The sequence below is a fragment of the Cupriavidus sp. 05T41 genome, assembly GCF_056396525.1.
Genome location: NZ_JBFTLQ010000002.1, coordinates 191,822 through 204,777, shown reverse-complemented (window position 1 = coordinate 204,777; position 12,956 = coordinate 191,822). Strand labels below are relative to the sequence as shown.

The window sequence follows — 12,956 nt, the reverse complement described above, 5'->3', positions numbered from 1 at the left end:
GCGCGTGGCCTGCGAGGTACGCGTGGTCAACCACGAGGCCGGGCCGATCGACGCGCAGCGCCTGCCGGTGGAGTCGGTGCAGGCGCGCGTGGAGGTCAGCGAGGCCGCGCAGATCGTGCGCGACCTGCGCGTGGCGCTGCCGGGCCGCGGCGAGATCCGCGGCAGCGGCGCGCTGCGCGACGGCCGCGGCGGCTTCGACCTGGATGTGCGCGACCTGGACCCGAAGGCCTTGCACGGCAGCCTGCACCGCGTGCGGCTGTCGGGGCCCGTGATCCTGCGGCTCGAGCCGGGCCGGCAGAGCGTGGCGGTGGACCTGTCCGGCGGCGGGCTCAAGCTGTTCGCCGATGCGCACCTGGATGCGGATGCGGTGACGCTGACCGCGCTGCGCGCGGGCATCGGCACCGGCTCGCTCAATGCCGAAGGCAAGCTCTCGCTCAAGGACGGCCAGCCGTTCAGCTTCAAGGGCAAGCTCGCCAATTTCGACCCTGCGCGGCTGGCCGAAGTGGCGCCCGGGAGCATCAATGCCGATTTCACCACCAGCGGTACGCTCGCGCCCGAGCGGCGCATATCGATCGAATTCGCGGTGCGCGACAGTGTCTATGCCGGCCTGCCGATGCGCGGCGAGGGCAAGCTGCGGCTGGCCGGCGAACGCCTGCTGCCGAGCCAGGCCACGCTCGACATGGCCGGCAACCAGGCGCAGCTCAGCGGCAGCTTCGGCGCGCGTGGCGACCGCCTCAGGCTGCATGTGGATGCGCCCCAGCTCGACCGGCTCAAGTTCGGCGTGGCCGGCGTGCTCAAGCTCGACGCCGACATCACCGGCACGCTGGCCAGGCCCGAGGTGGTGGGCAGCTACAACGCCCAGTCGCTGGTGGTGGGCCCGCACCATGTGGCCAGCGCCAGCGGCACCGCGGAGTTGCGCGGCGGCCTGAACGGCACGCTGGCGCTGCAGCTCAATGTGCGTGACTACCGCGGGCCGGCCGCCTCGCTGCGCACGCTGGACGCCACGCTCAGCGGCACGCAGGCCAGCCACACCTTCGACCTGAAGGCGGCCGGCGCGATGCACGACCGGCCGCTGCAGCTGACCCTGGCCGGCCAGGGCGCCTGGCAGGGCCAGCAGGGCTGGAGCGGCACGATCCGCACGCTGGACGAGCGCGGCACCGTCAACGTCCGGCTGGTGGCGCCCACGCAGCTGCAGGTGGCGGACCAGCGCGTCAAGCTGGGCGCGGCCGGCTTGCAGTTCGAGCAGGCGCGCGTGAACGTGGACAGCTTCGAGTTCGACCACGGGCGCATCCGCACCCAGGGCAAGCTCGACGGGCTTCAGGTGGCCAACCTGCTGCGCCTGGCCGAAGCCCTCACCGGCGAGGCGCCGCCGGTGCGCTCGGACCTGGTGCTCGACGGCAGCTGGAACATCACGCTGGCGGAGACCGTGGCCGGCTTTGCCGAACTGCGCCGGCGCAGCGGCGACGTCTCGGTGAGCGCGGGCCGCGGCATCACGACGCTGGGGCTTGGCGAGAGCGCGCTGCGTGCCGACTTGTCCGGCAACCACATCAGCGTGCGCGGCGGCGTCACTGCCTCGCGGCTGGGCAAGCTGGTGGTGGACGCCTCGGCCGGCCTGGTGCTGGAGCAGGGCCTGATGACGGTGACGCCGGCCTCGCCGCTGGCGGGCAAGGTGTCGATGGACGTCCCGCGGCTCAAGACGCTGGAGGCGCTGACCGGGCCGCAATATGCGTTCGACGGCAAGCTGGCGGCCACCATGCAGCTGGCGGGCACGGTGGGCCAGCCGCTGCTGACCGGCACCATCGACGGCGACGGCATCGCCATCACGATGTACGACGAAGGCATCCGCCTGACCGACGGCATCGTGCGCGTGGCGCTGGACCAGAACACCATCGAGCTCAAGCAGGTCGAGTTCCACGGCGGTGACGGCAAGATCGTCGCCACCGGCAATGTGAAGCTGGGCGAGACCGATCCCAACCTGAGCGGCAGGATCGTCGCCGACAAGCTGCAGATCTTCGCCAGCCCGGAACGCACCCTGATCATCTCGGGCGATGCCAATATCCTCAACGAGAACCGCCAGATCGTGATCCGCGGCAAGTTCCGCGTGGACCGCGGCCTGTTCGACCTGCCCAAGGCCGGCGCGCCGGTGCTGGGCGACGATGTGGTGGTGGTACGACGGCGTGACCAGCGCGAAGTGAAGACCGCCGCGACGCCCGCGCCGGAAGCCAAGCCGGCCAGCCGCTTCAGCCCGCTGATCGACCTGACCCTGGATCTGGGCGATAACTTCCGCTTCCGCGGGGCCGGCGCCGACCTCAGGCTGGCGGGCCAGCTGGGCGTGCGCAGCGCGCCGCTCACGCCGGTGCGCGCCACCGGCACCATCCGCGTTACCGACGGCACCTACGAGGCGTTCGGGCGCAAGCTAAACATCGAGCGCGGCATCGTCAACTTCAACGGCCCGGTGGACAATCCCAACCTGAACATCCGCGCCATGCGGCGCAACCAGGAGGTCGAGGCCGGCGTGGAAGTCACCGGCACGGTGCGCCTGCCGCGCGTCAGGCTGGTCTCGGAACCCAATGTGCCGGATGAGGATAAGCTGTCATGGCTGATGTTCGGCTACGGCGCGGAGAGCAATACCACCGGCCAGTCGCAGCAGCTCAATGCGGGCGCCCTGGGTGGCGCGGCGCTGGGCATGCTGGGCGGACGCGCCGGCAAGGGCATCGTGCAGCATCTGGGTATCGACGAGTTCTCGATCGGGCCGAGCACGGCGGGCCTGAACGAACAGCAGGTGGTGAGCGTGGGCAAGGCGGTGACCGAGCAGATCTCGGTAGGCTACGAACAGAGCCTGACCAGCTCTTCCAACGTGGTCAAGCTGACCTGGGCCTTCTCGCGGCGCTGGTCGCTGATTGCCAAGGGTGGTTCGATCAACGGGCTTTCGCTGCTGTTCAACCGCCGCTTCAACAACTGGGGCAACCTGTTCAGCGGTGCCTCGAGCGCAAGGAGCCAGACCGATGCCAGCCAGCAGGCCGACAGTGACAGAAGCCCGGCGCCGGGCAATCCCGCCTCGGATGCGGCGGCGCCCGCGCGGCCCTGACGCCCATGGGCGCCTTCCATCCACGATTGCGCCGTACCGGCGCCTTGCCGCCATGGGACTGATTTCCTCCGTGCTCGCCCTGCTCGGGTGCGACCAGCAGAAGGTCGACGAAGCCATGAAGAAGGCGGGCGATACCGCGCGCGCGACCTGGAACTCGGTCAAGCCCGACAGCCAGCTGTTCAAGGGCATCGTGGTCGGCGAGTCGGGCGAGGAGGACGTGCGGCGCCAGGCCGGGCGCCCGGAGATCGTGTGGGAGGAAGACGCGGGCGGGCGCCGGCTCGAATATCCGCGCGGCCCGGAAGGCGCCACCACGTGGATGGTGACGATCGGCGCCGACGGCAAGGTCCGGGCCATCGAGCAGGTGCTGAACGCGGAGAACTTCGCCCGCGTGCGCGCCGGCATGAGCCGCGACGACATCCGCCGCCTGCTCGGCAAGCCCACCAAGGTGGAAGCCTTCGCGCTGAAGAAGGAAGAAGTGTGGGGCTACCGCTGGTGGGAGACCTCGCAGGACAAGGCCTTCTTCAATGTGCACTTCGACGCCGCCGGCAAGGTGACGCACACCTCGCGCAGCGATGATCCTTCGAAGGTGCAGGGCGGCTGATCCTGTCCTGCCGCCCCGGCGATCCGCCTAGCGGATGCGCATGCCCGGGACCGCGCCTTCGTGCGGCTCCAGGATCCACAGGCCCGGCGTGGCCTTCTCGTCAGCGGCGGAGGCGGCCAGCACCATGCCTTCGGACAGGCCGAACTTCATCTTGCGCGGCGCCAGGTTGGCCACCATCACCGTGAGCTTGCCCACCAGCTGCTCCGGCGTGTAGGCAGACTGGATGCCGGAGAAGACGTTGCGGGTCTTGCCTTCGCCCAGGTCCAGCGTGAGCTGCAGCAGCTTGTTCGAACCTTCCACCTTCTGGCAGGCCACGATCTTGGCCACGCGCAGGTCCACCTTGGCGAAGTCGTCGATGGTGATGGTCTCGGCGATCGGCTCGATGGTGGCGGTGCCGGTGCCCGCTTCGGCGGCTGGCGCGGTGGCCTGCAGCGAATCGCGGTTGGCGGCCAGCAGCGCGTCGACCTGCTTGGCGTCCACGCGCGTCATCAGGTGCGAGTACGGCTGCACGGGGCGCGCCGCGCTGAGCTGCCGGTCGATGGCACGCCAGTCCAGCGGCTCGATATTGAGGAAGCGCTCCACGCCGGCGGCCATCAGCGGCACTACCGGCTTGAGGTAGACGGTGAGCAGGCGGAAGGCTTCCAGCGAGACCGAGCAGGCCGCGTGCAGGGCCGCGCGCTTGCTCTCGTCACGCGCCAGCTCCCAGGGCTTCTCGGTGTCGACGAAGGCGTTGACGGCGTCGGTCAGCTCCATCACCAGGCGCAGCGCCTTGCTGTATTCGCGGCTCTCGTAGAGATGCGCGACTTGCGGCGCGGCTTCGCGCAGCTGCTCGAGCAGCGGGTGCGCGAGCGCGGCTTCGTCCACCACGCCGTCGAAGCGCTTGACCAGGAAGCCGGCGGCGCGGCTGGCAATATTGACATACTTGCCGATCAGGTCGCTGTTCACGCGCGCGATGAAGTCCTCGAGGTTGAGGTCGAGGTCTTCCATGCTGGCGTTGAGCTTGGCGGCGAAGTAGTAGCGCAGCCATTCCGGGTTCATGCCGGTGTCGATATAGCTCTGCGCGGTGATGAAGGTGCCGCGCGACTTGCTCATCTTGGCGCCGTCCACGGTCAGGAAGCCATGGGCGAACACGTTGGTCGGCGTGCGGTAGCCCGAGAAGCGCAGCATGGCCGGCCAGAACAGCGTGTGGAAGTAGAGGATGTCCTTGCCGATGAAGTGATACTGCTCGGCGGTCGAATGCGGGCCCACCCAGGCATCGAAGTCGATGCCCTTCTTTTCCGCCAGGTTCTTGAAGCTGGCGTAGTAGCCGATCGGCGCGTCCAGCCACACGTAGAAATACTTGCCGGGCGCGCCCGGGATCTCGAAGCCGAAGTAGGGCGCGTCGCGCGAGATGTCCCAGTCAGACAGGGTCGAGGCCTCGCCTTCGCCGCCCAGCCATTCCTGCATCTTGTTGGCGGCTTCCGGCTGGGCCAGGTCGGCCACCCACTCGCGCAGGAAGCTCTCGCAGCGCGGGTCGGACAGCTTGAAGAAGTAATGCGCGGACGACTTGCGCACGGGCGTGGCGCCTGAGACCACCGAGTACGGGTTCTTCAGGTCGGTGGGCACGTAGGTGGTGCCGCACACCTCGCAGGAGTCGCCGTACTGGTCCTTGGCGCCGCACTTCGGGCACTCGCCCTTGATGAAGCGGTCCGGCAGGAACATGTTCTTGACCGGGTCGTAGAACTGCTCGACGTCGCGCTCGGCGATCAGGTCTTCGGCCTTCAGCGACAGGTAGATCTTGTCGGAGAGCTGCTTGTTCTCTTCCGAATCGGTGCTGTAGTAGTTGTCGAACGACACCTGGAAGCTGTCGAAATCGCGCTTGTGCTCGGTCCACACGCGGTCGATCAGTTGCTTGGGGGTGATCCCTTCCTTCTCCGCGCGCAGCATCACGGGCGTGCCGTGCGTGTCGTCCGCGCCCACGTAGTAGACCTCGTTGCCCATCATGCGCTGGAAGCGCACCCAGATGTCGGTCTGGATGTACTCCACCAGATGGCCGATATGGATCTGGCCGTTGGCGTATGGCAGGGCAGAAGTGACGAGGATGCGACGTGCGGTCATGGAAGAATTGCCGGTCAGGGGGTAAACAAAGTGGCGGGCGGGCGCCGGAGCATGCGTCAGGGCGCGCGCCGCAAGACGGCTATTCTAACAAGCGGTGTGGCCAGCGCGCGCGGGCACGGGGCCCGCGCCGCCGGGCGGGACAGGCCCGGCGGGAATTCGGTGCCTTCTCGTGTGATCCAGGGATAACTCGAAATCATCGGGACAAAAAAAGCGCCGGTCAGAGCCGGCGCAGCTTTCCACAACGGAAAAGGAGGAGAAATCAGGTACCGCCCGGGAGGTCAGTCACCCATCGCGAGCCAGCAACGGTGACAAGCGGTACCTGTTTCTATGACTCCATCATCCTTGAATTGGTTTCAAAAAAATTTCGACGCGGCGATTTTGTGCGCGGCCCGCCTCGGTGGCGTTATCCGCCACCGGCTGCGTCTGCCCGCGTCCTTCGGCTGCCAGGCGGTTGCGCGAGACGCCGCGGTCACCCAGGTAGCCGGCCACGCTCTGCGCGCGGCGCTGCGACAACTGCATGTTGTAGCTGGGGTTGCCGGTGCTGTCCGTATGCCCCACCACGGTCGCCGTTACGTCCTGGTGCTGGCCAAGGGTCTGCGCGACCTGGTCCAGCACCGAGCGGAACGACGGCTTGATGCTGGAGCTGTCCGTATCGAAGGTCACCTGGCTGGGGATGTTCACCTTCAGCGAGCCGTCCGGCTGTTCGGTGATCTGCGTGCCCGTGCCCGCTGTGTCCTTGTTCAGCTTGCCGCGGATGGTGTTCCAGTTGTAGCCGGTGGCCCCGCCCAGGGCACCGCCCACCGCCGCCCCCACCAGCGTGCCGGTGGTATTGCCGCCAATCAAGTTGCCCAGGCCCGCGCCGACCGCAGCGCCCACGCCGGTGCCGACCGCAGTCTGGGTGCCCTGTTCGGTGGCGCAACCGGCGGCGAGCGCGGCGACGATGGCAAGGCTGACGAACTTGAGTTTCATGCTTTCTCCTTCAGGACGAATCTTTCTGGCTGGATTTGATTTGACGGGGTGCGTACAACACCGCTAGAAATAACGCGGACGGCACGTGAATACAAGTGCCCGGCGGCATTACGCCGGGGCAGGCGTTTCTGGCGCACTACAATAAAGACATGGTGCCGGCTGCACAAGCATGCGCCTGTGACAGTTGTAAGTGCGTGTAAATCCATGTGCGATGCAGGGACTTGTCGCCCCCGCACCACCCTCGACCAGCGCGTGGTCCATACTTTGATACAGTACGCGGCTTCCCCATATTCAGTAGCGGAGATTGTCTTGAGCCTCACCATCGACCAGGTTACCGAAGTCCTGCGCACCGTGATCGACCCGAACACGGGCCGGGATCTGGTGTCCACCCGTTCCGCCCGCAACGTGCGGGTCGATGGCGGCGATGTGTCGCTGGAGGTCGAGCTGGGCTATCCCGGCAAGAGCCAGCTGGAGCCGATGCGCAAGGCGGTCGTTGCCGCGTTGCAGCAGCTGCCCGGCCTGACCAATGCCAGCGTGGCCGTCACCACCAAGATCGTTTCGCATGCGGTGCAGCGGGGCGTCAAGCTGCTGCCGGGCGTCAAGAACGTGATCGCGGTGGCCTCCGGCAAGGGCGGCGTGGGCAAGTCCACCACCGCCGTCAACCTGGCGCTGGCCTTGTCCGCCGAAGGTGCACGTGTCGGCATGCTGGATGCCGACATCTACGGGCCCAGCCTGCCGATGATGCTCGGCATCGCCGGCCGCCCCGAGTCATCGGACGGCCAGACCATGGAGCCGCTCGAAGGCCACGGCCTGCAGGCCAACTCGATCGGCTTTCTGATCGAACAGGACAACCCGATGGTGTGGCGCGGCCCGATGGTGACCTCGGCGCTGGAGCAGTTGCTGCGCCAGACCAACTGGCATGACCTCGACTACCTGATCGTCGATATGCCGCCGGGCACCGGCGACATCCAGCTGACGCTGTCGCAGAAGGTGCCGGTGACAGGTGCCGTGATCGTCACCACGCCGCAGGACATCGCGCTGCTCGATGCCAAGAAGGGCCTGAAGATGTTCGAGAAGGTCGGCATCCCCATCCTTGGCATCGTCGAGAACATGGCGGTCTACTGCTGCCCGAACTGCGGGCACGTAGAGCATATCTTCGGTGAAGGCGGCGGCGAGAAGATGTGCGCGGACTACGGCGTGGAACTGCTGGGCAGCCTGCCGCTGAACCGCTCGATCCGCGAGCAGGCCGACACCGGGCGCCCCACGGTCGTGGCCGATCCCGACAGCCCCGTCGCCGAGCTGTACCGCGCCATGGCGCGCAAGGTGGCGGTGAAGGTGGCGGACCGCGCGCGCGACATGACCAGCAAGTTCCCCAGCATCGTGGTGCAGAACACCTGAGCACCATTGGGCCGGGCGGCTGCGGCCGCCCGCGCCAGCCAACACCCCATATGACGGATTTCCAGCCGATCCAGTTGATCCCGCCGGCGGCAGACGCTGCCGCCGATTTCACCGCTGATTTCGCCGCCGATGCCGAGCAAGCGGCACGCGCCGACTTGTACGGCCTGCTGGCCACGCTGTTGTACCGTGCGCCCGATGCCGTGCTGCTCCACCATATCGCCGCGAACCGTGCCCATGGCGACGATGCCGCGACGGCGCTGGGTGAAGCGTGGAACCGTTTGTGCGATGCGGCGTCCGCCACCACCGTCGCCGAGGCCGCGGGCGAGTACCAGGCCATGTTCGGTGGCGCTCCCACTCCCGCCGTCTCGCCGCAGGGCGCCCGCTATGCGCGGGCCTGCCCGCTGCCGGCGCTGCGCGACGAGCTGGCGCGCCATGGCCTCGTCCGGCGCGAAGGGGTCGGCGAGAGCGAGGATCATATCGGCACGCTGTGCGAGGTGATGCGTGTGCTGGTGGCGGGCGGGCAGGCCGGCGCCGGCGGCCTTGCGGCCCAGCAGCATTTTTTCGCGAGCTACCTGCGGCCATGGGTGGGCGACTTCGCCGATGCCGTGGCGGCGCACCCTCAAGCGCGTTTCTACGCGCGCGTGGTGCGGCTGCTTTCGGCATTCATGGCGGTCGAGTCCATCGCGCTCGAACCCGCCTGACGCCGGCGCGGCCGCCCGGCGGCTTGCCGCCCGATGTCGGTCACGGCGCGCCAACTGGCAGCAAACTCACCACAGCGCGTCACATTGGAGCGGTACAATCAGCCGCACAACACCGTGAGAGGAGGTTCGGCATGAAGCATGTACGCGTACTTTTCGGTCTGGCGCTAGTGGGCACCCTGGTGGGCACCCTGGCGGGCTGCGGCGGCATGGGGACAAACGGCGGGGACAGCGCCGTCGCCAGCCTGGACGCCAAGAGCGGCACCGCCACGCAGGGCACCGTGACCTTCACCCAGCGCGGTGACCGCGTGCTGGTCAAGGCCGACGTGACCGGCCTCCCGCCCAACACCGAGCACGGCTTCCACGTACACGAGAAGGGCGACTGCTCGAGCCCCGACGCCATGAGCGCAGGCGGCCATTTCAACCCGACCGGCAAGCCGCACGGCTCGATGTCGATGCCCGACCACCATGCAGGCGACATCAACAACCTCCGAGCCGATGCCAGCGGCCGTGCCCAGGCCAGCTTCGAGCTGAGCGGCGTGACCGTCAGCCCCGGCCCCACCAGCGTGGTGGGCCATGCCGTGGTCGTGCACAAGGACCCGGACGACTACCGTACGCAGCCGACCGGCAATTCCGGCGGCCGCATCGCCTGCGGCGTCGTCGCCAAGTCCTGACGAGCGGGCGCGGGGCGGGCCGCCGCCCTTGCTTGCCCGCGCGGTCGCTGCGGCCGACGGGCGCCGCGTCCCGCGCGCAACGGGCACAACGGGCGCAACGGGCACGCGCGACATCGGCGCCGCATTCCCGATCCTCCCTTGCGCACCGCGTTTCCCGCGCTGCACCGGCCCCGGCCGCCCGGATTCCCCGCTGCGGCGGGCTGTCCCGCCTGAAGCCGGGAGCACCGGCAATTGGTTGTACAATGCGGCCCATCGCGAGGCCCCGGCAGGTCCGGCGTGCCGTGAGCAAATGCGAGCAGCGTTCCCCGGCTGCCCGGCGCGGCAAGGCCGCCGCCCGGCCGCGCCCCCGAGCCTGCCCTCATTTGTTCATCCCGGTACCCTTATGAGCATCAAATCCGATAAGTGGATCCGCCGCATGGCGGAACAACACGCCATGATCGAGCCGTTCGAGCCCGGTCAGGTGCGGGAGTCCGACGGCCGCAAGATCGTTTCGTACGGCACCTCGAGCTACGGCTACGACATCCGCTGCGCCGACGAATTCAAGATCTTCACCAATATCAACAGCACCATCGTCGATCCCAAGAACTTCGACGAGAAGTCCTTCGTCGACTTCAGGGGCGATGTCTGCATCATCCCGCCCAATTCCTTCGCGCTGGCCCGTACGATGGAGTATTTCCGCATCCCGCGCAGCGTGCTGACCATCTGCCTGGGCAAGAGCACCTACGCGCGCTGCGGCATCATCGTCAACGTGACGCCGTTCGAACCGGAATGGGAAGGCTACGTGACCCTGGAGTTTTCCAACACCACGCCGCTGCCCGCCAAGATCTACGCCGGCGAAGGCTGCGCCCAGGTGCTGTTCTTCGAGAGCGACGAGATCTGCGAGACTTCCTACCGCGACCGCGGCGGGAAGTACCAGGGCCAGCACGGTGTCACACTGCCGAAGACCTGATCCCTTTACAATGCGCGCGTCGCGGCGCGGCCGGCTCCACGGGGAGCATCGACCAGCCGCACGCCAAGCCTGAACGCCGAGCCACATGCAGCCCAGGGGAGTGCGTCCCCGGGCCATGTGGCTCAAGTCCTTCTTGCCGCCCAAGGATGCCCTATGAAATTCCGCTTTCCCGTCATCATCATCGATGAAGACTTCCGCTCCGAGAACATTTCCGGCTCGGGCATCCGTGCGCTAGCGCAGGCCATCGAGCAGGAAGGCATGGAGGTCATGGGCCTCACCAGCTACGGCGACCTGACTTCGTTCGCGCAGCAGTCCAGCCGGGCGTCCTCGTTCATCGTGTCGATCGACGACGACGAGTTCGTCAGCGAGGACGACCGCCCCGAAGCGGCGGCCATCGAGAAGCTGCGCGCCTTCGTCAATGAAGTGCGCCGCCGCAATACCGACCTGCCGATCTTCCTGTATGGGGAGACCCGTACCTCGCGCCATATCCCCAACGATATCCTGCGCGAGCTGCACGGCTTCATCCACATGTTCGAGGACACGCCGGAGTTCGTGGCGCGCCACATCATCCGCGAAGCGAAGGTCTATCTCGACTCGCTGGCGCCGCCGTTCTTCAAGGCGCTGATCGCCTACGCGCAGGACAGCTCCTACTCGTGGCACTGCCCCGGCCACTCCGGCGGCGTGGCCTTCCTGAAGAGCCCGGTCGGCCAGGTGTTCCACCAGTTCTTCGGCGAGAACATGCTGCGCGCCGACGTCTGCAACGCCGTGGACGAACTCGGCCAGCTGCTCGACCACACCGGCCCGGTGGCGGCCTCGGAGCGCAATGCCGCGCGCATCTTCAACTCCGACCACATGTACTTCGTCACCAACGGCACCTCCACCTCGAACAAGATGGTGTGGCATGCCAACGTGGCGCCGGGCGACATCGTGGTGGTGGACCGCAACTGCCACAAGTCGATCCTGCACGCGATCATGATGACCGGGGCGATCCCCGTCTTCCTGATGCCCACGCGCAATCACTACGGCATCATCGGCCCGATCCCCAAGAGCGAGTTCGATCCGGAGACCATCCGCCGCAAGATCGCCGCGCACCCGTTCGCCAGCCAGGCCAAGAACCAGAAGCCGCGCATCCTGACCATCACCCAGGGCACTTACGACGGCGTGCTGTACAACGCCGAACAGATCAAGGAAATGCTGGCGAGCGAGATCGACACGCTGCATTTCGATGAAGCCTGGCTGCCGCACGCGGCATTCCACGAGTTCTATCACAACATGCACGCGATCGGCAAAGGCCGCCCGCGCAGCAAGGACGCGCTGGTGTTCGCCACGCAATCCACGCACAAGCTGCTGGCCGGCCTGTCGCAGGCCTCGCAGATCCTTGTGCAGGATTCGGACACGCGCAAGCTGGACCGCTACCGCTTCAACGAGGCGTACCTGATGCACACCTCGACCAGCCCGCAATACTCGATCATTGCCTCCTGCGACGTGGCGGCGGCGATGATGGAAGCCCCCGGCGGCACCGCGCTGGTGGAAGAAAGCATCCAGGAAGCCATCGATTTCCGCCGCGCCATGCGCAAGGTGGAAGGCGACTACGATGCCGGCAATAACGGCGACTGGTGGTTCAAGGTATGGGGCCCCGACGCGCTGGTCGAGGACGGCATCGGCGACCGCGAGGAATGGATGCTCAAGGCCAACGAGCGCTGGCACGGCTTCGGCGACCTGGCCGACGGCTTCAACCTGCTCGACCCGATCAAGGCCACCATCATCACCCCGGGCCTCGACGTGGACGGCGAGTTCAGCGAGCGCGGCATCCCGGCCGCCATCGTCACCAAGTACCTGGCCGAGCACGGCATCATCATCGAGAAGACCGGGCTGTACTCGTTCTTCATCATGTTCACCATCGGCATCACCAAGGGCCGCTGGAACTCGCTGGTGACCGAGCTGCAGCAGTTCAAGGACGACTACGACCAGAACCAGCCGCTGTGGCGCGTGCTGCCCGAGTTCGTGGCCAAGCACCCGCAATACGAGCGCATGGGCCTGCGCGACTTGTGCGATGCCATCCACAGCGTCTACAAGGCCAACGACGTGGCCCGCGTGACCACCGAGATGTACCTGTCGGACATGGAACCGGCGATGAAGCCGTCGGACGCGTGGGCCATGATGGCGCACCGGGAGATCGAGCGCGTCGCGGTGGACGAGCTGGAAGGCCGCGTCACCGCCATCCTGCTCACGCCGTATCCGCCGGGCATTCCGCTGCTGATCCCGGGCGAGCGTTTCAATCGGATCATCGTGCAGTACCTGAAGTTCGCGCGCGATTTCAACAAGCTGTTCCCCGGCTTCGAGACGGACATCCACGGGCTGGTGGAGGAAGAGGTCGAGGGCGGCGGCAGGGCGTATTTCGTCGATTGCGTGAAGTAAAGCGGGCTGAAGCGGGCTGAAGCGGGCCGCAGCGAAGCCAGGCGAGGGGCTGAAGCCGCCGCAG

General features: G+C 67.2%; 9 protein-coding genes. 7 read left to right on the top strand and 2 right to left on the bottom strand.

All coding sequences use genetic code 11. The features are described from left to right. Positions 1-3,088, top strand: a 3,088-nt coding sequence (locus AC1DKV_RS02250) for a translocation/assembly module TamB domain-containing protein (protein ID WP_477137356.1), incomplete at its 5' end; no start/stop codon positions are given. A gap of 52 nt (positions 3,089-3,140) precedes the next feature. Continuing rightward, positions 3,141-3,689: an outer membrane protein assembly factor BamE domain-containing protein gene (bamE, locus tag AC1DKV_RS02245; protein ID WP_441613316.1), complete on the top strand. Its 549-nt coding sequence runs from the start codon at positions 3,141-3,143 to the stop codon at positions 3,687-3,689. 27 nt (positions 3,690-3,716) lie between these two features. Here bamE and metG read toward each other — a convergent pair whose 3' ends face one another. Then, positions 3,717-5,786, bottom strand: coding sequence for a methionine--tRNA ligase (metG, locus tag AC1DKV_RS02240; protein WP_441613315.1), 2,070 nt, complete (start codon positions 5,784-5,786; stop codon positions 3,717-3,719). Positions 5,787-6,122: 336 nt separating this feature from the next. After that, positions 6,123-6,755 carry a YiaD family glycine zipper/OmpA-like lipoprotein gene (locus AC1DKV_RS02235; protein ID WP_441613314.1) on the bottom strand — a complete coding sequence of 211 codons (633 nt, stop codon included), beginning with the start codon at positions 6,753-6,755 and terminating at the stop codon, positions 6,123-6,125. Between the two features lie 309 nt (positions 6,756-7,064). On the opposite strand from AC1DKV_RS02235, the gene apbC reads away from it, so the two are divergent. From apbC to AC1DKV_RS02210, 5 genes are all read left to right on the top strand, one after another. Further along, the gene (apbC, locus tag AC1DKV_RS02230; RefSeq protein ID WP_441613313.1) at positions 7,065-8,153 is read left to right on the top strand and encodes an iron-sulfur cluster carrier protein ApbC; all 1,089 of its coding nucleotides are present in this window, start codon (positions 7,065-7,067) and stop codon (positions 8,151-8,153) included. Between the two features lie 50 nt (positions 8,154-8,203). Further along, complete coding sequence (locus AC1DKV_RS02225; RefSeq protein ID WP_441613312.1) at positions 8,204-8,854, top strand: TorD/DmsD family molecular chaperone; 651 nt, start codon at positions 8,204-8,206, stop codon at positions 8,852-8,854. Between the two features lie 131 nt (positions 8,855-8,985). Continuing rightward, the gene (locus AC1DKV_RS02220) at positions 8,986-9,525 is read left to right on the top strand and encodes a superoxide dismutase family protein (RefSeq protein WP_441613311.1); all 540 of its coding nucleotides are present in this window, start codon (positions 8,986-8,988) and stop codon (positions 9,523-9,525) included. Between the two features lie 382 nt (positions 9,526-9,907). Continuing rightward, a complete protein-coding gene (gene dcd / locus AC1DKV_RS02215) occupies positions 9,908-10,474 on the top strand; it encodes a dCTP deaminase (RefSeq protein WP_441613310.1) in 567 nt (188 codons plus the stop codon). Between the two features lie 153 nt (positions 10,475-10,627). Then, positions 10,628-12,892, top strand: a complete 2,265-nt coding sequence (locus tag AC1DKV_RS02210; protein ID WP_441613309.1) for an Orn/Lys/Arg family decarboxylase — start codon at positions 10,628-10,630, stop codon at positions 12,890-12,892. The last annotated feature ends 64 nt before the right edge of the window (positions 12,893-12,956 follow it).